Source organism: Pseudomonas sp. NPDC088429, from assembly GCF_044753305.1.
GTDB classification, from domain to species: domain Bacteria; phylum Pseudomonadota; class Gammaproteobacteria; order Pseudomonadales; family Pseudomonadaceae; genus Aquipseudomonas; species Aquipseudomonas rustica.
The window spans coordinates 98,245-119,771 of record NZ_JBIVMX010000004.1 but is presented as its reverse complement, the minus strand read 5'-3'; the positions used below and the strand labels follow the sequence as shown (position 1 = coordinate 119,771).

General features: G+C 60.7%; 18 protein-coding genes. 10 read left to right on the top strand and 8 right to left on the bottom strand.

Translation table 11 applies throughout. The features are described from left to right. Positions 1 to 43 precede the first annotated feature (43 nt). Positions 44 to 1,786 (bottom strand): amidohydrolase, encoded by a 1,743-nt coding sequence (locus ACIP66_RS04430; protein WP_400645774.1) that lies wholly within the window; start codon positions 1,784 to 1,786, stop codon positions 44 to 46. A 103-nt stretch (positions 1,787 to 1,889) separates the two neighbouring features. Here ACIP66_RS04430 and ACIP66_RS04425 point away from each other — a divergent pair, with 103 nt between their 5' ends. From ACIP66_RS04425 to ACIP66_RS04390, 8 genes are all read left to right on the top strand, one after another. Further along, positions 1,890 to 2,807, top strand: a complete 918-nt coding sequence (locus ACIP66_RS04425; RefSeq protein ID WP_053120915.1) for a LysR family transcriptional regulator — start codon at positions 1,890 to 1,892, stop codon at positions 2,805 to 2,807. 164 nt (positions 2,808 to 2,971) lie between these two features. Continuing rightward, positions 2,972 to 3,589 (top strand): transcriptional repressor LexA, encoded by a 618-nt coding sequence (lexA, locus tag ACIP66_RS04420; protein ID WP_212551261.1) that lies wholly within the window; start codon positions 2,972 to 2,974, stop codon positions 3,587 to 3,589. After that, positions 3,589 to 4,206 carry a translesion DNA synthesis-associated protein ImuA gene (imuA, locus tag ACIP66_RS04415; protein WP_159814797.1) on the top strand — a complete coding sequence of 206 codons (618 nt, stop codon included), beginning with the start codon at positions 3,589 to 3,591 and terminating at the stop codon, positions 4,204 to 4,206. The genes lexA and imuA overlap by 1 nt, the downstream gene beginning before the upstream one ends. A gap of 7 nt (positions 4,207 to 4,213) precedes the next feature. After that, positions 4,214 to 5,629: a Y-family DNA polymerase gene (locus ACIP66_RS04410; protein ID WP_400645769.1), complete on the top strand. Its 1,416-nt coding sequence runs from the start codon at positions 4,214 to 4,216 to the stop codon at positions 5,627 to 5,629. Beyond that, positions 5,605 to 8,703 (top strand): error-prone DNA polymerase, encoded by a 3,099-nt coding sequence (locus tag ACIP66_RS04405; RefSeq protein WP_400645766.1) that lies wholly within the window; start codon positions 5,605 to 5,607, stop codon positions 8,701 to 8,703. The genes ACIP66_RS04410 and ACIP66_RS04405 overlap by 25 nt, the downstream gene beginning before the upstream one ends. Before the next feature lie 269 nt (positions 8,704 to 8,972). Beyond that, positions 8,973 to 9,659: a CsgG/HfaB family protein gene (locus ACIP66_RS04400; RefSeq protein WP_400645980.1), complete on the top strand. Its 687-nt coding sequence runs from the start codon at positions 8,973 to 8,975 to the stop codon at positions 9,657 to 9,659. Positions 9,660 to 9,691: 32 nt separating this feature from the next. Next, the gene (locus ACIP66_RS04395) at positions 9,692 to 10,060 is read left to right on the top strand and encodes a DUF4810 domain-containing protein (protein WP_400645763.1); all 369 of its coding nucleotides are present in this window, start codon (positions 9,692 to 9,694) and stop codon (positions 10,058 to 10,060) included. Further along, positions 10,057 to 10,716, top strand: coding sequence for a DUF799 domain-containing protein (locus tag ACIP66_RS04390; RefSeq protein WP_053120902.1), 660 nt, complete (start codon positions 10,057 to 10,059; stop codon positions 10,714 to 10,716). The genes ACIP66_RS04395 and ACIP66_RS04390 overlap by 4 nt, the downstream gene beginning before the upstream one ends. Before the next feature lie 160 nt (positions 10,717 to 10,876). On the opposite strand, the gene ACIP66_RS04385 is transcribed toward ACIP66_RS04390, so the two are convergent. From ACIP66_RS04385 to ACIP66_RS04355, 7 genes are all read right to left on the bottom strand, one after another. After that, entirely contained in the window at positions 10,877 to 11,539 is a 663-nt protein-coding gene (locus tag ACIP66_RS04385) for a flavin reductase family protein (RefSeq protein WP_053120900.1), read from the bottom strand. A gap of 12 nt (positions 11,540 to 11,551) precedes the next feature. Then, the gene (locus tag ACIP66_RS04380) at positions 11,552 to 13,039 is read right to left on the bottom strand and encodes an amidohydrolase family protein (RefSeq protein ID WP_400645759.1); all 1,488 of its coding nucleotides are present in this window, start codon (positions 13,037 to 13,039) and stop codon (positions 11,552 to 11,554) included. Further along, positions 13,036 to 14,232, bottom strand: a complete 1,197-nt coding sequence (locus tag ACIP66_RS04375; RefSeq protein WP_400645756.1) for an amidohydrolase family protein — start codon at positions 14,230 to 14,232, stop codon at positions 13,036 to 13,038. The genes ACIP66_RS04380 and ACIP66_RS04375 overlap by 4 nt, the downstream gene beginning before the upstream one ends. A 219-nt stretch (positions 14,233 to 14,451) precedes the next feature. Beyond that, positions 14,452 to 15,504: an extracellular solute-binding protein gene (locus ACIP66_RS04370; RefSeq protein ID WP_053120894.1), complete on the bottom strand. Its 1,053-nt coding sequence runs from the start codon at positions 15,502 to 15,504 to the stop codon at positions 14,452 to 14,454. Positions 15,505 to 15,522: 18 nt separating this feature from the next. Next, on the bottom strand, positions 15,523 to 16,311 hold the full coding sequence (locus ACIP66_RS04365) for an ABC transporter permease (RefSeq protein ID WP_053120891.1): 789 nt from the start codon (positions 16,309 to 16,311) through the stop codon (positions 15,523 to 15,525). Beyond that, positions 16,308 to 17,225: an ABC transporter permease gene (locus ACIP66_RS04360; RefSeq protein ID WP_400645753.1), complete on the bottom strand. Its 918-nt coding sequence runs from the start codon at positions 17,223 to 17,225 to the stop codon at positions 16,308 to 16,310. The genes ACIP66_RS04365 and ACIP66_RS04360 overlap by 4 nt, the downstream gene beginning before the upstream one ends. A 1-nt stretch (position 17,226) precedes the next feature. Next, positions 17,227 to 18,312 (bottom strand): ABC transporter ATP-binding protein, encoded by a 1,086-nt coding sequence (locus tag ACIP66_RS04355; protein WP_053120888.1) that lies wholly within the window; start codon positions 18,310 to 18,312, stop codon positions 17,227 to 17,229. 140 nt (positions 18,313 to 18,452) lie between these two features. Between ACIP66_RS04355 and ACIP66_RS04350 the strand changes: the two genes are divergently transcribed. Continuing rightward, complete coding sequence (locus ACIP66_RS04350; RefSeq protein ID WP_053120886.1) at positions 18,453 to 19,142, top strand: GntR family transcriptional regulator; 690 nt, start codon at positions 18,453 to 18,455, stop codon at positions 19,140 to 19,142. Between the two features lie 134 nt (positions 19,143 to 19,276). Continuing rightward, positions 19,277 to 21,388 carry an ATP-binding protein gene (locus tag ACIP66_RS04345; protein WP_400645749.1) on the top strand — a complete coding sequence of 704 codons (2,112 nt, stop codon included), beginning with the start codon at positions 19,277 to 19,279 and terminating at the stop codon, positions 21,386 to 21,388. Positions 21,389 to 21,527 lie beyond the last annotated feature (139 nt).

The following is a 21,527-nucleotide window of genomic DNA, read 5'->3' as shown; positions in this document are numbered from 1 at the left end:
AGATCGCAGCCTGCGGCAGCTCCTACAGGGGAGAGATTTTTTGTTATTGGGTGGCGGTGTAGACCTGACGGCCGCCGAACCAGGTCTGCAGCACTTTGGTGTCATGCAGGGCTTTGTTGTCGACGCTGAATACGTCGCGATCCAGCACGATAAAGTCCGCCTGCTTGCCCGGCGTCAGCGAGCCGATCTGTTTCTCCAGGCCAATCGTGCGCGCCGCGTTGACGGTGTAGGCGTAGAACATGGTGTCGCGGTCCAGACGCTCATCAGCATTGAGCACGCCCAACGGGCCGACGCGGGTGATCGCCTGCGCCATGGCGTTGAACGGGTTCGGCGACGACACCGGCCAGTCGCTCGCGCCGGCAATCGTCGCGCCTTGCTTGAGCAGCGAATGCGCCGGGTACTGATAGCGGAAGGCGAGGGCGCTGACGTAGGGCTTGATCATGTCGGTGGTGTAGTCGTCGGCGCTGGCCCACAGCAGTTGCATCGAGGCGATGACGTTGAGCGGTTTGAAACGGGCGAACTCTTTCGGGTTGACCATTTGCAGGTGAGTGATCGAGTGAGTCACGCCGCTCTGGCGATCCTTGCGCGCCTGCGCGATGCCGTTCAGCGATTCACGCACCGCGCGGTCGCCGATCGCGTGGATGTGTACCAGCCAGCCGCGTTGGTCGATGGCGCTGACCAGTTCGCCGAAATGCTGCGGGTCGATCAGCAATTCGCCCTGTTTGTGCGAGTTGCTGTAGGGATCGATCATCGCCGCGCTCTGCGCCGGGAATTCGATCACGCCGTCGGCGAAGATCTTGATCCCGGGTAACGTCAGATTCGGGATGCCTTGGAATTGCTGGCGCACCTTGTCCAGCGTGTCGAGATCGGCGGGCACGCTTTTCGGGTTGGCCACCAGCAGCGCCGCGACGTGCACGCTCATGTCGCCGCTTTCCGACAGGGCTTTGTAGGCCGGTAGCACGCCGACGGTTTTTTCGGTGGGTTTGAGGGCGAACACCGCTTCACCCGGTGCGGCGTTGGCGGCCGGATCCATCCACGCGGTGATGCCGAGGCTGTTGTTGTAGCGCACCGCTGATTTTGCGGCCTTCAACATGTCGGCGGGGCTTGGCACCGGCATTTTCGAGGCGACCCGATCCCAACCGGCATCGACCACAAAACCGTTCGGCTCGCCGCTGGCCAATTTGCCGATGGTGTCTTTTTCCGCGGCGGGCAGGGTTTTCAGCAGGGCCGCATCAATCCCGGCACGCTTGAGCATCACATTGTTGGCCCACGCCGTGTGGTGGTCGCTGCCGATAAACACCACGGGCACATCGGCCCATTCGCCGCTGTTGAAGGTTTTGCCCAAGGCCTCTGCCTGTGCCCAATAAACCGAACTCATGCCGGCAATGCTCAGCACGTCGCCGTGTTTCGCCTTGCCGTCTGCACGCCAGTCGCGCAGACGCTTTTGCAGTTCGTCGAGCTCAACGACTTCGTCTTCCATGTTCGCCGAAGTCATTTCCAATCCACCGAAAATTGCGTGGGAATGGCTGTCGATCAGCCCGGGCATCAACGCTTTGCCCTTGAGGTCGATGACTTGAGTGCCGGGTTCGATCAGGGCTTTGATCTGCGCATCGGTGCCGACTTTCAGCACTTTACCGTTCTCTACGGCGAGGGCCTGAACCTTGGGTTGCGCGCGGTCGGCGGTGAAAATCTTGCCGTTGAGCAGGATTAGATCAGGGCCGGCCATGGCTTCCATCGAGGCAAAACTTACAGCGGCTACCAACAGACTCGGGATGAATCTTTTCATTGAAGATTTCCTTGTTATTGCGTCTGATGGCGAGATTAGTGGCTGTCAGCGGCTGACAGAACGCCTCCCTCACGAAAAACGTTTTTGCCTGAATGGAAAAAGCATGGACAAGTTGGGCGCATTAAAGATGTTCGTGGTCACCGCGCAGCTCGGCAGTTTCAGCCGCGCCGCCGAGCAGTTGGGCAAGACCCCGTCGGCGCTGACCAAAGCGGTCAATCATCTGGAGTCGGAGTTGGGCGCGCGGCTGTTCGAGCGCAGCACGCGGCGGATTTTGCTCACGGAAATCGGCCGTGTGTACCTGGAAACCGCGCGACTGGTGTTGCAGCGCCTCGACGAGGCCAGTGAAGAAATCGAGCAGTTGCAGCACGGCTTGCGCGGTAGCCTGAAAATCACCGCGCCGCTGGCCTATGGGCGGGCGTTTCTCGATCAAGTGTGTGACGGCTTTTTGCAGCAATACCCGCAAATCAGCCTGCAGGTGGATCTGTGCGATGCGTTCGTCAATCTGCTGGAAAGTGGTTATGACCTGGCGTTGCGCGAGGGCCACGATGATTTGCCGGGGCTGATCGCGCGGGTGGTCGGCAGCAATCGCCTGGCCCTGTGCGGCAGCCCCGAGTATCTGGCGCGCAAGGGCTTGCCGGTAAATCCGCAGACCCTTGAACAGCATGAGTGGCTGCTTTATCAGCATCCGTTGCTTAGCCGCGAATTCTGGTGGGCCGAGCGTGACGGCCAGCGTTTGAGTCTGGCGCAACCCACCGCGCCGTTGTTGCGCAGTGACAATTACGATTTGTTGCTGGCCAGTGCGTTGGCCGGACGAGGATTGCTGCACACGCCGCTGTGGAGCGCCGCGCCGTACATTGCCGACGGGCGATTGGTGCGGGTCATGGCGGATTACGAAATCGATCCCGACACCTTTGGCCCGCACATTCTGGCGGTGTACCCGAGCCATCGGCGGGCCACGGCCAAGGTCGTTGCTTTCATTGATTACATCGCCGAATTCCTAGCCGAACGCGGCTTAAGCTGACTGATCGTTCCCACGCTCTGCGTGGGAATGCCTCTGGGGACGCTCTGCGTCCAGTGACGCGGAGCGTCACGGGCTGCATTCCCACGCGGAGCGTGGGAACGATCAATGGATTTCCGGGGATCCGGACTGGCGGCGCTTGTCAGGAAAAAGCCAAAAGAGTACAAATGTACTCCATGACGAACCTCACTCCCCGCCGTACCGCCATCCTGACCTTTATCCGCGATCGAATCGCCGAACACGGTCAGCCCCCAAGCCTCGCTGAAATCAGCGAGGCTTTTGGTTTTGCCTCGCGCAGCGTGGCGCGTAAGCATGTGCTTGCGCTCACTGAAGCCGGTTTTATCGAGGTCAATCCCAATCAGGCCCGGGGCATTCGTTTGCTCGGTCAGCCGCCGCGGCCCGAACTGCTCGACATTCCCGTGCTCGGCCGCGTCGCTGCCGGTGCGCCGATTGGTGCCGATGCCGACATCCATAGCCGCTTGATGCTCGACCCGGCGCTGTTCTCGCGCACACCCGATTACATGCTGCGGGTACAGGGCGATTCGATGATCGAGGACGGCATTCTCGACGGTGATCTGGTCGGCGTGCGACGTAATCCCGAAGCGCTTAACGGCCAGATTGTCGTGGCGCGCCTCGACGGTGAAGTCACCATCAAACGCTTCGAACGGGTTGGCGATGAAGTGCGCTTGTTGCCGCGCAACCCGGCCTATCGGCCGATTGTCGTGCGCGACGATCAGGATCTGGCCATCGAAGGGGTGTTCTGCGGTCTGGTGAGGCAAGGCTGATGGGCGCCGTCGTTGCGTTGGATACGCTGTTCAATGGCGGCCAGGTCTGGAAGGGCCGGCCTGCGCCACCGGCGGCCAGCCCGCAACCGACCGGGCACGCCGCGCTGGACGCGGCACTGCCCAGCGGTGGCTGGCCGGAAGCGGCGCTGAGCGAAATCCTCTTGGCCGGCCCCGGTGTCGGCGAACTGCAACTGGTCTGGCCGACGCTGGCGCGATTGTCGGCGGCGGGTGAGCGCATTGTGCTGGTGGCGCCGCCGTTCGTGCCGTACCCGCAGGCATGGGAAAACGCCGGGGTCGATCTGCGTCAATTGTCGGTGATCCAAGCCAGTGAGCGCGATGCCTTGTGGGCAGCCGAACAGTGTTTGCGTTCAGGCAGTTGCGGCGCGGTGCTGTGTTGGCCGCACAAGGCCGATGATCGTGCGTTGCGGCGTTTGCAGGTGGCGGCGGAAACCGGTCAGACCCTCGCATTCGCTTGGCGTCCATTGAGCGAAGCGGTCAACCCGTCACCGGCGGCGTTGCGCATCGCCATCGACGCCAAACCCGCACAATTGCGCGTGCTCAAGTGCCGTGGCGGCTTGGCGCGTACGACGCCGATTGCCTTTGCCGTGGGTCATTGAGGTCAGCATGCGCTGGGTCTGTATTCTTTTTCCGCAATTGGCCTTGGACGCGGTGCTGCGTCAGCGCGCTGATCCGGATGAACCGTTAGTGCTGCTCAGCGGCCCGGCTCAGCGGCGAGTCCTGCAAGCAGTCAACCCGGCCGCGCGCAAACTTGGCTTGCGTGCCGGACAGTCGATGACCGCCGCTCAGGCGATGAGCAAAGGTTTTGCCACCGCTGATTACGAGGCCGCCGAAGTCGAACACTGGCAGCAGTTTCTCGCGGCGTGGGCTTACGGTTTCAGCGCGCAGGTCAGCGTGCATTACTCGCGCACTGTGGTGTTCGAGATCGAGTCCAGCCTTGGTTTGTTTGGTTCCTGGGCACAGTTAGAAGCGCGCTTGCGCAAGGAACTGACCGAGTTGGGTTTCCGCCATCGCATCGTCGCCGCCCCCAACCCGGTGGCCGCGCGAGTGCTGGCCAATGCTTACGACGGTTTAGTGGTGCCCGACGGCGAAGCTTTGCAGCATCACCTCGGCCAGTTGCCGGTTGACCGCGTCGGTCTGGAACCGGGCGTGGCCACGGCGTTGTCGCGCATGGGCCTGCGCAACCTCAGTCAGGTGCAGAGCCTGCCGCGTCAGGCGCTGGCCCGGCGTTTCGAAGCGCAGATGCTTAAACACCTCGACACCTTGTTCGGTGCACGACCACTGGCGCTGGAGTTTTACCTGCCGCCGGATCGTTTTGACGTGCGCATCGAACTCAACTTCGACGTGCAATCGCATCAGGCCTTGTTGTTCCCGTTACGGCGTTTGACCGGTGACCTGTCGGCGTTCCTTTGTGGGCGTGACAGCGGCGTGCAGCGTTTTGATCTGCATCTGGAACATGCCGGGCTGCCGGACACCGTAATCAAAGTCGGCCTGCTCAGCGCCGAACGTGATCCGGCAATGCTTTTCGAACTGGCCCGTGGGCGGCTGGAACAAGTGCAGGTCGAGGCGCCGGTGCGCGGCTTTCGTCTGCGCGCCGAAGATCTGCCGAGTTTCGTCCCGCAGTTTCAGGAGCTGTTCGATGACCGCCCGCAGCAGACGCTGCCGTGGGAGCAGTTGCGCGAACGCCTGCGCGCGCGTCTGGGTGATGATGCGGTGCAGGGTTTGCGCTTTCAGGCTGATCATCGACCGGAATGCGCCTGGCAGCACGGCGTCGATAAACAGCGCTGCGCCGTGTTGCCCGGCGTGCACCGGCCGGGCTGGTTGCTCGGTGAGCCGCAGAGTGTGCCGCAAGGTTCGGCGCGGATTCTCATGGGCCCGGAACGCATCGAATCGGGCTGGTGGGACGGTGACGATGTACGCCGCGATTATTACCTGATCCAGAACCGGGCCGGTCAGCAAGGCTGGGCGTATCGCGCGGTGGGTGAGGGCGGGCCATTGTGGCTGCAAGGCTGGTTCGCATGAGTGACGGCTATGCCGAATTGCACTGCCTGTCGAACTTCAGTTTCCAGCGCGGTGCCTCCAGTGCCCTTGAGCTGTTTCAACGGGCAAAAAAACACGGCTATCAGGCGCTGGCGATCACCGATGAATGCACGCTGGCCGGGATCGTCCGGGCCTGGCAAGCGGCGAAATCGGTTGAGCTGCCGCTGATTATCGGCAGTGAAGTGCGCATCGAAAACGGCCCGAAACTGGTGCTGCTGGTGGAGAGTCTCGTCGGTTATCAGGCGCTGTGCGGCTTGATCACTCGCGCCCGGCGGCGCACCCAGAAAGGTCAGTATCTGGTACTGCGCGAAGATTTCAGCGAGCCGCTGCCGGGGTTGCTGGTGTTGTGGGTGCCGGACTCGCTGGATGACGTGGAAGAGGGCCGCTGGCTGAAGCAGACGTTCGGCGAGCGCCTGTGGCTGGCGGTGCAATTGCATCGTGGCCAGGACGATCAGCAGCGTCTGGCGAGGTTATTGAGTCTGGCCGGCGAACTGCAGATTCCCGCCGTGGCCAGCGGTGATGTGCACATGCACGCCCGTGGTCGGCGCGCCCTGCAGGACACCATGACTGCGATCCGTCATCACGTGCCGGTGGCCGAGGCCGGGTTGCGCCTGCATCCCAATGGCGAGCGGCATTTGCGCAGTGTCGAGGTGTTGCGCGAACTGTATCCGCCAGCACTGCTGGACGCGTCGGTGACTCTGGCCCGGCGCTGCACTTTCGACCTCGGTGAACTGCGTTATCAGTACCCGAAAGAGTTGGTGCCGGAGGGGCACAGCGCCAGTTCCTGGTTGCGCCAACTGACGAAAGAGGGCATCGCCTGGCGTTGGAAGAAGGGCGCGCCCTTCAAGGTGTTGCGGCAGATCAACAAGGAATTGCAGCTGATCGCCGAGCTCGGCTACGAAAGCTACTTCCTCACCGTGCATGACGTGGTGCGCTTTGCCCGCGAGCAAAAAATCCTCTGTCAGGGCCGTGGCTCGGCGGCCAACTCGGCGGTGTGTTTTGCCTTGGGCATCACCGAGATTAATCCGGATCACACCACGTTGCTGTTCGAGCGGTTCATGTCAAAAGAACGCAACGAGCCGCCGGACATCGACGTCGACTTCGAGCACGAACGCCGCGAAGAAGTCCTGCAATACGTGTTTCGCCGTTATGGCCGTCATCGTGCGGCGCTGACGGCGGTGGTCAGCACCTATCACGCGGCCGGTGCCGTACGCGACGTGGCCAAAGCCTTGGGCCTGCCACCGGATCAGATCAACGCGCTGGCCGATTGTTGCGGCCACTGGAGCGACGAAACGCCACCGCTGGAGCGTTTGCTTGAGGGCGGCTTCGACCCTGACAGCCCGGTGCTACGGCGGGTATTGAGCCTGACCGGCCAATTGATCGGTTTTCCCCGGCACCTTTCACAACACCCCGGCGGGTTCGTGATTTCCGAGCAACCGCTGAGCATGCTGGTGCCGGTCGAAAATGCGGCGATGGCCGACCGCACTATCATTCAGTGGGACAAGGACGACCTCGACGCGGTCGGCCTGCTCAAAGTGGATATTCTTGCCCTCGGCATGCTCAGTGCGATTCGCCGCTGCTTTGACCTGCTGCGCCGGCATCGCAATCAGGATTTGAGCCTGGCGACGATTCCTTCCGAAGACAAACCGACTTACGAGATGATCAGCCGCGCCGACACCATCGGCGTGTTCCAGATCGAATCGCGGGCGCAGATGTCGATGCTGCCGCGCCTGAAACCGGCGACGTTCTACGATCTGGTGATCGAGGTCGCCATCGTCCGACCGGGGCCGATTCAGGGTGGCATGGTGCACCCGTACCTGCGCCGCCGGAACAAGGAAGAAGAGGAAACCTACCCGTCGCCAGAACTCAAGGTCGTTCTGGAAAGAACCCTGGGCGTGCCGCTGTTTCAGGAACAGGTGATGCAGATCGCCATCGTCGCCGCCGATTACAGCCCCGGTGAGGCGGATCAGTTGCGCCGTTCGATGGCCGCGTGGAAACGTCACGGCGGACTCGAACCGCACAAGGAACGACTGGCCGCCGGGATGAAGAAAAACGGCTATACACCTGAGTTCGCTGCGCAGATCTTCGAGCAAATCAAAGGCTTCGGCAGCTACGGTTTCCCTGAGTCCCACGCCGCCAGTTTTGCCTTACTGACCTACGCCAGTTGCTGGCTCAAGTGTCACGAACCGGCGGCGTTCGCTTGTGCGCTGATCAACAGTTGGCCGATGGGTTTTTACAGCCCCGATCAAATCCTGCAAGACGCACGCCGGCATCATTTGCAGATTCGCCCGGTCGATGTGCGCGCCAGTGATTGGGATTGCAGCCTGGAACCGATTGCCGGGGCACAACCGGCGATCCGCATGGGCCTGCGCATGATCAAGGGCTTTCGCGAAGACGATGCCCGGCGCATTGAAGCTGCACGCTCGCGCGGGATATTTGCCGACATCGCCGACCTCGGCGAACGGGCCGCGCTCGACAGTCGGGCGCAGGCGTTGTTGGCGGATTCCGGCGCGTTGCGCGGCCTGGCCGGGCACCGGCATCGGGCGCGCTGGGAAGTCGCCGGGGTGCAGAAACAACTGGGATTATTTGCCGGCTTGCCGAACCAGGAAGAGCCTGATGTAGTGCTGCCCAAGCCGAGTGTTGGTGAGGATTTGCACGCGGACTACACGACGATTGGCACCACGTTGGGCCCGCATCCACTGGCATTGTTACGCAGCGAGTTGAAGACGCGGCGCTGCCGCAGTTCGCAGGAGTTGCTCGATGTCGAGCATGGCCGGCCGGTGAGTGTTGCCGGACTGGTCACCGGGCGGCAGCGACCGGGTACCGCCAGTGGCGTGACCTTTGTGACCCTGGAAGATGAGTTCGGCAACGTCAATGTGGTGGTCTGGCGCGATCTGGCCGAGCGTCAACGGCAGGTGTTGGTCGGTTCGCAACTGCTCAAGGTGGATGGCCGCTGGGAGCGCCAAGGCGAAGTCCGTCATTTGATTGCTGGACGCTTGAGCGACCTCAGCCCATTGCTTAATGGCATCAGCGTGCAAAGCCGCGATTTCCACTAATACGCTGCCCCCTTGTCTGATCGTTCCCACGCTCTGCGTGGTAACGCCTCCCGTGACGCTCCGCGTCACAGGGGACGCGGAGCGTCCGTAGCGGGATTCCCACGCAGAGCGTGGGAACGATCGACAGGGGGTAAGCAGGTCAATTCGTTGGCGTCAAAAATATCTGTTCGCAATGATGGCACTTTGTCATAATGCCGCCCCTTTTCAGCTCCCACCCCACGTCGCCGTGCCGGGACACACCGTTTTTCAAGAAGGAATACTCAGTGAGAATGATCTCCCGGATGTTGGTCTCAGGCGTTGCCATTGCCGTGCTCGGCACGTTGGCCGGTACCCTTGCCGGTTGCGCCACCGAAAGCTCGCGCGCGTTGCCAGTTGCCAAGGTTGAAAGCGCCTCTCAAGTCTGGACTGGCGTTCGTGTGCCGATGGCCGTGGGCAAGTTCGACAACCGCTCCAGCTACATGCGCGGGATCTTCTCCGATGGCGTCGATCGTCTCGGCGGTCAAGCCAAGACCATCCTGATCACCCACTTTCAGCAGACCAACCGCTTCAGCGTGCTGGATCGCGACAACATGGGCGAGATCCAGCAGGAAGCGGCGATCAAGGGCCAGGCCCAGCGCTTGAAGGGTGCTGATTACGTGGTCACCGGTGACGTTACCGAGTTCGGCCGCAAAGAGATCGGCGATCACCAGCTGTTCGGCATTCTTGGCCGTGGCAAAACCCAGATTGCGTACGCCAAGGTCAACCTGAACATCGTCAACATCAGCACTTCCGAAGTGGTGTATTCCACGCAAGGCGCTGGCGAATACGCCTTGTCCAACCGCGAAATCGTCGGCTTCGGCGGCACCGCAGCTTACGACTCCACCCTCAACGGCAAAGTACTGGATCTGGCCATGCGCGAGGCGATCAATCGTCTGGTCGATGGCATGAACGCCGGTGCCTGGAAGCCGGGCAACTGATCGACGCCCATTCATTGCAAGGAGCAACACCCATGAATTCGACGTTGTCGCGCTCGCTGATGGCGCTGACGCTGGCCGCCAGTGCCTTGCTGGTCGGTTGTGCCGGCCCGAAAACCCTGTACCAGTGGGAAGACTACCAACCGCAGGTCTACGAATACTTCAAAGGCGAAGAGCCGAAAGAAGCGCAGGCCGAAGTGCTGGAACGTGACCTGCAAAAGATTCGCTCCACCGGCAAAGCCGTGCCGCCGGGTTACCACGCCCACCTTGGCTTGCTCTACCTGAGCATGGGCAAGGACGATCAGATGGTGCAGCAGTTCAACACCGAGAAAGCGCTGTTCCCCGAGTCCGGCCCGTACATGGATTTTCTGCTTAAAAACGCCAAGACCGGAGACGCCAAATGATCTCGCGTACCCTGAAGTTACTCGCCGCTGGTTTGGCCCTGACCGTACTCGGTGGCTGCGTAGCGCCAAAAACCGTGGACTATTCGGCGTACAAACAGGCACGCCCGAAGACCATTCTGGTGCTGCCGCCGCTGAACACTTCGCCGGATGTGAAGGCCTCTTACAGCCTGCTGTCGCAAGTGACGTTCCCGCTGGCCGAGGCCGGTTATTACGTGTTGCCGATCGCGCTGGTGGATGAAACTTTCCGCCAGAACGGCCTGACCACCCCGGACGATATTCATCAGGCACCGCCGAACAAACTGAAGGAAATCTTCGGTGCGGACGCGGCGCTGTATATCACTGTGACCGAGTACGGCACGCGTTATCTGGTGATCAGCAGTGAAACCGCCGTGACCGCGACGGCGAAACTGGTGGATCTGAAAAGCGGCACAACGCTGTGGACCGGTTCGGCGCGGGCGTCGAGCGAAGAGGGCGGCAACAACGGTGGCGGCGGTTTGATCGGCATGCTGATCACCGCAGCGGTGAAGCAGATCATCAACAGTTCTACCGATGCCGGTTACCCGATTGCCGGTGTGGCGAGCAATCGTCTGCTCTCGGCCGGTCAGCACGCAGGCCTGCTATACGGCCCGCGCTCGCCGAAGTACGGCACTGACTGAAAGATCAAAAGATCGCAGCCTGCGGCAGCTCCTACAGGGGGAACGCATCCCGTGACGCTCCGCGTCACAGTGGACGTAGAGCGTCCATGGCGGCATTCCCACGCGGAGCGTAGGAACGATCAGTAGGAGCTGCCGAAGGCTGCGATCTTTTGCTGTTGGTTTATTTGGCGGCTGGCCAAAACCGTTCGCCACCGCCCGGTGCTTCCGTCCACGCTTGCAACGAGCGGGTCGGCAGGTCGAAATAATCGCGAGTGCGCGCATAACCATGGCCGCCCATACGCCCAATCGCATCCAGCCCCAATTGATCGATGTACAAGGTTTTCGGATCGATCAGCTCATCGCGCACATGCGCCATCAACACCTCGCCAAAAATGATCTCCCGCGACTGACCGATGTTCAGCGCCATCATCCGTCGGCACTCCAGCGCCACCGGCGCCTCACCAATGCGTGGGCATTTCACCGTGGTACCGGGAATCGCCGTCAGGCCTGCAGCGGTCAACTCATCGAAACCCGGAGCAAACGGCACGGCACACACGTTCATGGCCTCCACCAACGCGTCGCTGACGATGTTCACGGTGAATTCCTGATTCAGCTGAATATTGCGCGTGGTGTCTTTCGGGCTCTGATCGCCATAGTTCTCCACGCCCAGTGCCAGGATCGGCGGATCCGCCGACAGTGCATTGAAGAAGCTGAACGGCGCGGCATTGATCCGGCCCTCGCCATCGATGGTGGTCACCAGCGCAATCGGCCGAGGCACGACGCTGCCAATGAGAATCTTGTATTTTTCCCGTGGGCTGAGCTGGCTGAAATCGAAACTGTGCATGGGCAAAAACCTCTAGGAAAGTGGATCGATGGCGCTCAATGGCGCGTCGGCGCTGTAGTCATCGGCGAACGGAATGGACGGCTGGAACAGGGTTTTCCAGTCCGGCCGGGTAAACGCGCGGTCGCTGTGGCTGCGCATGAGTTTTTCGTATTGAAGTTGGGCCTGACGTTGCAGGGCGGGGTAGTCGACGCCGGTGACCTGACCGTCGTGCATCACACAACGACCGTCGATGTAACTGGCGACGCAATCGTCGCCGCGCCCGGCCAGCAGCAAGTTTTTCAAAGGGTCGAACAATGGCCCCAGATGAAGGCCGCGCAGACTGAATACGGTGATGTCGGCTTTGGCGCCGGGGGCCAGTCGACCGAGGTCATCGCGGCCCAACGCCCGCGCGCCACCGAGGGTCGCGGCGTTGTACAGATCGAGGCTGCTGGTCAACGCCGAGCCGCCCTCCATCAGCCGCGCGATGTTCAAGCCGTGGCGCATGTTTTCCAGCAGATCCGCCGGCCAGGTGTCGGTGCCGAGGGCGAAGTTGATGCCCTTGGCGCGGTAGCGACCGAACGAGTTCAGCGCTTCGCCGTCACGGGCAAACACCAACGGGCAATGCACCAGACTCGCGCCGCCGTCGATCAGCCGTTGCAAATCATCGTCGCCAGCGGTGTAGATGCCGTGCGGCAGCAGACTGCGCGGCGTGAGCAAGTGCAGTTGCTGCAACCACTCCAGCGCTGACGCGCCGCGCAATTGCTCAACCATCGCCACTTCGCTGAGCGCCTGGCAGCAATGCAGACGCATCGGCGCATTCAGTTCGCGGCTCAGCGCGGCGGTGCGTTGCAGCAATGCGGGTGTGCAGGTCTGGATGCGATCCGGCAGCAGCGCGCCACGAATCAAACCGTCATGGGCGCCGTCGAAATCCTTGAAAAAGCGTTCTGCCGCATCCAGTCCGGCCAGCCCGCGAGCTTCATCCCAGTGATGGGCGAGGGTACCGTCGGCCTGCCAGTAACTCATGCCGCTCATGTAGCAGGGGCCGAGGTAAGTGCGTAAACCCAGTTCACCGGCAACGTCTGCGACAGCGGCGAATTCGTCGTAGGTTTCCGCCCATTCGCGGTAGTACATCGAGGTGATCGGCATGGCCGTGGTGATGCCGTTGCGGATCAACTGGGTGAAGGCGTAGCGGTATTTGAAAACCTCTTCTTGCGGGCTGTAAGTCTCACGCGGGCCGGCGGCCAGATACTCGGATGACCACATGCGGCCCATGGCGCGTTCGTCGCCGTTGTCCAGCGTCAACACCGTGGAGTCGAGATCGCCCAGCGCGTCGAGATCAATGAAGCCAGGGCCGATCAGCGCATTGCCGTAATCGATCCACTGATCCACCGCCCCGGCATAACCGCGCCCGACGAATTCGATACGGGAACCCGAAAACACCACTTCACCGTCGCGCCACAGCACATGCTGCGCGCCGTCGAAACCAACCACGCAACTGGCCTTGAGACCGATGCGTTTCACAGACGGCTGCTCAGCAAACGGCCACCTTCGGCGATCAACGTGCCACCGCGATAGACCTGACGCAACGGCCGCGCCACGACCGCCTCGCCCAGCGTCTCAACCGGCATCAGCAAGAAGTCCGCACGCTGACCAATTGCAAAACCGTAATCCTCGATACCCAGCGCCCGCGCACCATTTACCGTGGCCGCCTCGAACGCCGCCGCCAGCTCATCGTCCTTGCCCAAATCAAAGCGAAACGCCAACAACATCGCCCGTTCGAGCATGTCGCCATTGCCCATCGGCGACCACGCATCGCGAATGCCGTCGGAACCCAGGCAGACATTGACGCCGACCTCACGCAACGCAAGAAACGGCGGCACTGCGGTGTCAGCCGGCGCCGAACTCATCAGCGAAATCCCCAGTGCCGCCAAACGCTCGGCGACCGGTTTGACCTGGCTCCACGGCAACATGCCGAGGCAGTAGGCGTGGCTGATCATCACCCGGTTCTGCAGGTTGAAACGCTCGGTGTAATCAGCGATCAGCGCGATTTGCCACAGGCCCAGCTCACCTTTGTCGTGCAGGTGAATATCGACGCCACGGCCGAATTCAGCCGCGAGTTTGAAAACGAAATCGAGCTGCGCGATCGGATCGTTGTCGATGCCGCACGGGTCGAGCCCACCGACGTTTTCCACGCCCAGCGCCATTGCTTCACGCATCAATTCGGCGGTACCGGGGCGGCTGATCAAACCGGTTTGCGGGAACACCACCAGTTGCAGGTCGATCAGGTCTTTGTAGCGTTCCCCCAGTTGCTGCATGGCTTCGACGTGACGCAGACCGAATTCCGGGTCGATGTCGACGTGACAGCGCATGGTCAGCGAACCACGGGCGATGCAGTTTTCCAGCAAGGCACCGGCGCGTTCGGCGATGGGCGCGGTGACTTCGCGGAGGATGCGGCGCTCGTTGCTGATGTAGTCCTTGAGCGTCGGCCCCGCGCTGTTTGGGCGCCAGGGCTGGCCGTAGAGAGTTTTGTCGAGGTGGACGTGGCTTTCGACCAATGCGCTGGTGAGCAGTTGATTGTGGCCGTCGATGTCGGTGGCGGACAGCGTCGAATTGCTGGCCGGCCGGCGTTGGCTGAAACGGCCGTTTTCGATGAGCAGGTCTTCGGCGGCGGCGCCGTAGGGGCGCACGTTGCGTAGCCAGTGTGGCTGGGTCATACAAACCTCGTTCAGGTCTTTGGATTTTTTCCCTCACCCTAGCCCTCTCCCGGAGGGAGAGGGGACTGAATGGGGGATATTGGAGAGATACACCGACTTGGAATATTTGCTTTGAATTCATAGTCGACTGGTTGTTTCAGGTCGGCGTATGGCGCAAGACACCTCGGTCAGTCCCCTCTACCTCTGGGAGAGGGCTAGGGTGAGGGCAGCGGTCTCGGATCAGCCCTTAAGCTTCGACCAAATCCGATCCTGCAGCTCCCGCGCCTTGTTGCTGCATTCCTTCTCCGGGCGCAGACGCGAGGCGTATTCCTCCGGCATGTTGATCGCGTCCATCACCTTCCACTTCGGATCAAGCAACGAATCGCTCTGAATCCCGTTGGCGTAAGCAATGGCGTTCGACACGGCGGCGGCGTTCTCCGGCTTCATCATCCAGTCGATAAAAATCTTCGCGTTGCCCGGGTGCGGTGCGCTTTTCGGTACGGCGAAGTTGTCCTGGAACATAGCCACGCCTTCACGCGGATAGACGTACTTGATCGTGCTCTTCTGCAAGGTCGCCCGGGCGGTCGAGCCGTTCCAGTTCTGCATCATGATCACCTCGCCCGAGGCCATGCGGTCGACGGTGTTGTCGGAGCTGTACATCTTCAAAAACGGCTTCTGCTTTTGCAGCAATTCCAGAATGCGTTTGGCGTCCTGCGGGTTTTCGCTGCATTCATCAACGTTCAGATAATGGCTGGCGGCGTTGATCACGCTGCTCGACGTATCCAGCGCGGCGAGTTGGCCTTGCAGCTCTTTGCGCGGTTCGAAGAACTCTTTCCACGAGTCATCCAGTTTGCCGCCGGGCACCCGCGCACTGTCGTAAGAGAAGCCGGTGGTGCCCCACAAATACGGCGCCGAGAACTTGCGCCCCGGATCGAAACTCGGATCGCGGAACGGTTCTTTGACGTACTGAAAATTGCTCAGGGTCGGCGTGTCGATTTCCATCAACAGATCCTGCTTGATCAACGTCTGCATGATCGACTGCGACGGCACGATCACGTCATACGCAGCGCCACCGGCCTGCAATTTCGCGAGCAAAGTTTCGTTGCTGTCGTAACCGTCCATGGTCACCTTGATCCCGGTTTCCTTCTCGAACTTGGCCAACAATTCGACCGGGTAGTAATCGGTCCAGTTGTAGAAAAACAGCTCTTTCGGTTCGGCGGCGTGGGCGCTGAACGCGGTGAAACAACTCAGGGCAAGACCGGACATTGCCAACCGCATGCTTTTGATTTTCATGAACAGAGCGCTCCAGATTTATTGTTGTTTACCGCGTTGGCCCAGCCAGAAGGCCAGCACCACCAGGACGATGGAAATCAGCAGCATCAGCGTCGAAATCGCGTTGATTTCCGGGGTCACGCCAGCCTTGATCGCCGAGAAGATGTACACCGGCAACGTCGTCGAACCCGGGCCGGCGACGAAGAAGGTCATGATGAAATCGTCAAGGCTGACCACGAACGCCAGCACCGCACCGGACAACACCGCCGGCCATAGCAGCGGCAAGGTCACGCGGCGAAACACCTGCCACGGATTGGCATAAAGATCGTTCGCCGCTTCCAGCAGGCTCTTGTCCAGATCGTTGAGCCGCGCACGGATCGGCAAGTAAGCGAAAGGAATGCAGAAGCCGATGTGCGCGACGATCACCGTGAGCAAACCGAGCTTGATGCCGAGTGCCATAAACAGCAGCAACGTCGCCACCGCCGTGACGATTTCCGGCAGGATCAGCGGCAGGTTGATGCCGCCCTCGACCATTTTCTGTCCATAGAACGGCCGGTACGTCGCCAGTGCCGCGAGCAGCGCAATCGCCGTGGCGCAGACCGTGGCAATGGTTGCGACGATGATCGAATTCAGCGCCGCCGTCTGAATCGACGGGTTGGCCAGAATTCGCCCGTACCAGGCAAAGGAAAACTCGGTCCACACCGTCGCCGAACGGTTGGCGTTGAAGCTGTAAGCGATCAACACGAAGATCGGCAGGTACAGATAGGCGAGGATCAGCAGGCTGATTTCGCGGGTGCCCGGGAGTTTTTTCAGGTGCAGGGAAATCATGCTTTCGCCCCCCGATTGATAGTCTTCGTCGTGCGACGGCTGTACAGCGCGTAAAGCACCAGCGACACCAGCAGAATCGCCAGCAACAGGAACGACAGCGAACTGCCCAGCGGCCAGTTGCGCGCCGTGCCGAACTGTTGCTGGATCAGGTTGCCGATCATCAGCGTCTTGCCGCCGCCGAGAATCGCCGGAGTGATGAACGCGCCGAGGCTCGGCACAAACACCAGCAACGCGCCGGCGATCACACCGGGCATCGACAGCGGCAGGATGATGCGGCGCAACGCGTGCCAGCGATTCGCCCCGAGGTCGTAAGCGGCTTCGACCAGACGCCAGTCGAGTTTTTCCAGCGTCGAATAGATCGGCAGAATCATGAACGGCAGGAAGCTGTAGACCAGACCGACACTCACCGCGAAATCGTTGTAGAGCAGGGTGATGCCGCCGGCGCTGGGGAACAGGGCGTTAAGGCTTTGCGCAACCCAGCCGTGTTCGCGCAGGATGATCAACCACGCGTAGTTGCGGATCAGCAGGTTGGTCCAGAACGGAATGGTGATCAGCAACACCATCAAATTGCGCCGGCGCGGGGTCAGGCTCGACATCCACAACGCCACCGGAAAACCGAACAGGAAACACAGCACGGTGGTGCCACCGGCCTGCAGCACCGAGCGCAGCAACGCTTGGGCATAGACCCAGTTCAGTTCCAGTTCACCGTCAAAACCTTCCTGAAAAAACAGCTGCACGTAACTTTGCAGTTGCCATGGCGCTTGCCAGTCGACGCCGCCGTAAGTGTTGCGGGGCAGCAGGCTGATGTAGCCCATGATCCCCAGCGGAATGGCGATCAGGGCGAGCAGGGTCAACACCACCGGGCTGAGCAACAGCGCGCGGTTGAGGGCAGGGGAAGTGCTGCTGACGCTCATCTCAGGCCTCCATCAACAGGCAGGCGTGCGGCGGCAGGTGCACGGCAACGCGTTCGCCAACTGCGCGGCCAGGATTCAAGCCCTCGTTGTTTTCGCGCAGCATGACTTTGATGTCGTTGTTCAGGCGGCACTGGTACAGCGTCGCCGTGCCGACGTAGAGCACCGCTTCGATGACGCCACGCAGGTGATGCGGCTGGCTGGCGTCGACCAGTTGCGAGCGCTCCGGGCGAAACGCCAGTTGCACGCTGCTGCCGGCGAAGCTCTGTTGCTGACAGGGGATTTCGATTGGCATGCCGTTGGGCACGAAGAGTTTTTCGTTGTGTTCGCCGTGCTTGAGCTGGCCGGGCAAGAAGTTGATATCGCCGATAAACTGCGCGACGAAACGGTGTTTGGGGTGCTCGTAGATATCGGTCGGGGTGCCGATCTGCAGGATCTTGCCGGCCGACATCACCGCAATGCGATCGGACAAGGTCAGCGCTTCTTCCTGATCGTGGGTGACGAAAATGAAGGTGATCCCGGCTTCTTTCTGTACGCGCTTGAGTTCGACCTGCATTTCTTTGCGCAACTTGAGGTCAAGCGCTGACAACGGCTCGTCGAGCAACAGCACTTTCGGTTTCGGCGCCAAGGCCCGGGCCAGAGCCACGCGCTGCTGCTGGCCACCGGACAATTCTGCGGGTTTGCGCCCGGCCAGATGCTCCATTTGCACCAGCGCGAGCATTTCGTTGACGCGATCCGGAATCAACTTGCGATCAAGACCCTGCATCTCGAGGCCGAAGGCGATATTCTGCGCCACACTCATGTGCGGAAACAGCGCGTAACTCTGGAACACCGTGTTGACCCGGCGCTTGAATGGCGGCAGATCGTTGACCGGTTCACCGGCCAAACGAATCTCGCCTTCACTGACGTGTTCGAAGCCGGCGATGGTGCGCAGCAGGGTGGTTTTGCCGCAGCCCGAGGGGCCGAGCAGGGTAAAGAATTCGTTGTCGGCGATGTTCACCGAAACATTGTCGAGGGCCGGCGCGAGGCCTGGATCATCAGAGTATCGTTTTGAGACGTTGCGCACTTCAATTGCTATTGGTTGACCCATATTGGTGCAATCCTCTATTTATTGTATGCAATATCTGAATGCAATTTAGAAATACCCGGATTAATCTGCGTGTGCAACCCCCTTTTTCTTTGGCCAGCGATCGCCAGGGGTTGGTTGCCCGACGCTAAAGGAGTGTTTGAATGACCGAGAAGAAACTGGAAACCACGGTCGACCGCGTCTACCAAGGGGTTTACGAGGCGATCAGCAAGCGCTCGTTGCGCCCGGGGATGAAGCTGGGCGAGGCCTCATTGGCCGATTTATTCAATGTGAGCCGCACGTCGGTTCGCGCCGCGTTGAAGCAATTGGAGGCCGACGGCCTGGTTACCACAGAGCCCAACAAAGGTGCGTCGGTGTCATTGCCGAGCAATGAAGAAATCCGTTCGCTGTTCGAAACCCGCCGGCTGATCGAGATCGGCATCGTCACTGAACTGTGCCGACGCAAGGACAGCGCGGCGATGCAGGACTTGCGTGAACATCTATTGCTGGAAGACGAAGCGCACGCTGCCGGTGACCACGAACGGTTGATTCATCTGCTCGGCGAGTTCCACATCAAACTGGCGCGCAGCCTCAATAACCCGGTGTTGCTCGACTGGTTCCAGAAGCTGATCTCGCGCGCCTCGCTGTATGCCGCCGCACTGGACGACGACAGCCATGAAGTGTGCCGCGATGACGAACACCTGCGCCTGATCGAATACATCGAGGCCGGCAATCAAAGCGCTGCCATCGAGCTGACCTGCATGCATCTGAACGGCATCGAAAAAGCCATTCTCGACGTCGCCGCGAAGATGAAAACTGGCTACCATCCGCTCAAGCATCTGATCGGGGTCTAGTCTCCGAGCGGGGACGAAATCGGCTATACCTCTTATGAAACCAATACGACTGAAGACGCTCGAAACAGACGGGCGTCGCGTCGTTCTGGCGTCGCGATTTATCGGGCAACCACCACAGGACACCGAGTCAGTCGATGCAGTTTTTATCCGATAGCCACGGCTGTAATGGCTGGCAAGGCGAAATGGCCGAACGCATCTGCGCGTTCGACTGGCGCCACACCGAACTGGGCCCGCTCAATACCTGGCCCGCGAGCCTGTGCAGTGCGGTGCAATTGATGCTCGCTTCGCCGCTGCCCATGGTCATGCTCTGGGGCCACGCCGGCTACATGATCTACAACGACGCTTACTCGGAATTTGCCGGTGGCCGCCATCCGTATCTGCTCGGTGTGCCGGTAGAACTGGGCTGGCCGGAAGTCGCCGAATTCAATCGCCATGTGGTCGACACCTGCCTGGCGGGCGGCACCTTGTCGTTTCGCAATAAAGAGTTGGTGCTGCTGCGCGACGGCGTCCCCGAAGACGTCTGGATGGATCTGTATTACAGCCCCGTGGCCAACGATGAAGGGCAGCCCGCCGGGGTGATGGCGATGGTGGTCGAAACCACCGAATTCATGCATTCCGAACGCCTGCGGCAGGCCGCTGAAAACGCTTATCGCGCCGATAACGAACGGGTGCGTCTGGCGCTGAATGCCGGGGCGTTGCTCGGCTCGTTTGTCTGGGACGTGAAAAACAACAGGCTGTCGGCGGACGAACGTTTCGCCCGAACGTTCTCCTATCCAGCAGATCAAGATCTGAGCGATCTGGCGCAGGACGTTGCCGAGTCACGCGTCCACCCGGATGACTTCGCGTGGGTGCAGGAACGCGTCGCCCATTCGGTGCAGACCGGCGAGCCGTACAACGCTGAATATCGGGTGCTGCGCAGCGATGGCAGCTATCTCTGGGTATTAGCCAGCGGCGGTTGCGAGTTCAACGAGAACGGCGAGCCGCTGCGTTTTCCTGGCGTGTTGATCGATATTCACGAACGCAAGATCGCCGAAGAATCCCTGCTCAAATTTACTCGCAACCTCGAACAACGCGTCGGCGAAGAAGTCGAGGCGCGGCTTGCGGCTGAGGAACAGTTGCGTCAATCGCAGAAGCTTGAAGCCATCGGCGGCCTCACCGGTGGCGTGGCTCACGACTTCAATAACCTGCTGCAAGTCATCGCCGGCAATCTGCATTTGCTCGCTCGGCATGAACCGGATAACGCCAACGTGCAGCGCCGCGTCAGTGCCTCGCTGGCAGCGGTGGAGCGTGGCGCCAAACTGTCTTCGCAACTGCTCGCATTCGCGCGCCGGCAACCGCTGTCGCCGGCGGTGTGCAATCCGCAGCAGATTTTCGATGGCGTCGGCGAATTGCTCCAGCGCGCGCTGGGCGAAACCATTCAGATCGATGTGCAATTACCGGCAGAGCCGTGGCACATCAACGTCGATCGCAATCAACTGGAAAACGCCATTCTCAATCTGGCGATCAACGCCCGCGATGCGATGAAGGGCGAGGGCACCATTGGTTTGAGTGCCGCCAACGTTAGGCTCGACAGCGAGTTTTGCGCGGGTAAAGGCATCGTCCCTGGCGAGTTTGTGCGCGTGGCGGTGAGCGATACCGGCGCTGGTATTCCTGCGCAGATACTTGAGCAAGTGTTCGAACCGTTCTTCACCACCAAGGCCGATGGCCAAGGCACGGGGCTGGGTTTGAGCATGGTCTTTGGTTTCGTCAAACAGAGTGGCGGGCATGTCGAGATTGCCAGCCAGGTCGGCGAGGGCACGCGGGTGCAGTTGTATTTCCCGCGCAGTCTGCGAGCGGTTCGCGAGGATGCGCCGAGCATCGACCCACAGCAGGGCGGTGGGCACGAGACGATTCTGGTGGTCGAGGACAACGACGCCGTGCGTGCCTCGGCGGTCGAGTTGCTGCGCGAGGAAGGCTATCGCGTGTTGACGGCCGGTAACGGCGATGTGGCGATGCAGATGTTGTTGGAAGGGATCGAGGTGGATCTGATCTTTACCGACGTGGTCATGCCGGGGTTGATTAAGAGTTCGGATCTGGCGGCGTGGGCCAAAGTGCAGATACCGGCGGTGGCGGTGCTGTTCACCTCCGGGCATACCCGCGACATCATCTCGCGCAATCACCAGTTGAGCCCGGACACGCATTTGCTGAGCAAACCGTACAGCCCGGAAGCGATGTTGCAGATGATTCGTGCGGTGCTTAATGCTTGACTGACAGAACCCTTGATACAGAAACCTGTGTGCTGGGAATTTGTGGTTCAAGGGAGTCACCTGATGTGTAAAGAAACTACCTGAGGTGTAATGAAATTACTTGTGGCGAGGGGATTTATCCCCGTTCGGCTGCGCAGCA

Coding starts and splice junctions, on each gene's coding strand:
- ACIP66_RS04430 (WP_400645774.1), bottom strand. CDS start 1,786: ATGAAAAGATTCATCCCGAGTCTGTTGGTAGCCGCTGTAAGTTTTGCC.
- ACIP66_RS04425 (WP_053120915.1), top strand. CDS start 1,890: ATGGACAAGTTGGGCGCATTAAAGATGTTCGTGGTCACCGCGCAGCTC.
- lexA (WP_212551261.1), top strand. CDS start 2,972: ATGTACTCCATGACGAACCTCACTCCCCGCCGTACCGCCATCCTGACC.
- imuA (WP_159814797.1), top strand. CDS start 3,589: ATGGGCGCCGTCGTTGCGTTGGATACGCTGTTCAATGGCGGCCAGGTC.
- ACIP66_RS04410 (WP_400645769.1), top strand. CDS start 4,214: ATGCGCTGGGTCTGTATTCTTTTTCCGCAATTGGCCTTGGACGCGGTG.
- ACIP66_RS04400 (WP_400645980.1), top strand. CDS start 8,973: ATGATCTCCCGGATGTTGGTCTCAGGCGTTGCCATTGCCGTGCTCGGC.
- ACIP66_RS04395 (WP_400645763.1), top strand. CDS start 9,692: ATGAATTCGACGTTGTCGCGCTCGCTGATGGCGCTGACGCTGGCCGCC.
- ACIP66_RS04390 (WP_053120902.1), top strand. CDS start 10,057: ATGATCTCGCGTACCCTGAAGTTACTCGCCGCTGGTTTGGCCCTGACC.
- ACIP66_RS04385 (WP_053120900.1), bottom strand. CDS start 11,539: ATGCACAGTTTCGATTTCAGCCAGCTCAGCCCACGGGAAAAATACAAG.
- ACIP66_RS04375 (WP_400645756.1), bottom strand. CDS start 14,232: ATGACCCAGCCACACTGGCTACGCAACGTGCGCCCCTACGGCGCCGCC.
- ACIP66_RS04370 (WP_053120894.1), bottom strand. CDS start 15,504: ATGAAAATCAAAAGCATGCGGTTGGCAATGTCCGGTCTTGCCCTGAGT.
- ACIP66_RS04365 (WP_053120891.1), bottom strand. CDS start 16,311: ATGATTTCCCTGCACCTGAAAAAACTCCCGGGCACCCGCGAAATCAGC.
- ACIP66_RS04360 (WP_400645753.1), bottom strand. CDS start 17,225: ATGAGCGTCAGCAGCACTTCCCCTGCCCTCAACCGCGCGCTGTTGCTC.
- ACIP66_RS04355 (WP_053120888.1), bottom strand. CDS start 18,312: ATGGGTCAACCAATAGCAATTGAAGTGCGCAACGTCTCAAAACGATAC.
- ACIP66_RS04350 (WP_053120886.1), top strand. CDS start 18,453: ATGACCGAGAAGAAACTGGAAACCACGGTCGACCGCGTCTACCAAGGG.
- ACIP66_RS04345 (WP_400645749.1), top strand. CDS start 19,277: ATGCAGTTTTTATCCGATAGCCACGGCTGTAATGGCTGGCAAGGCGAA.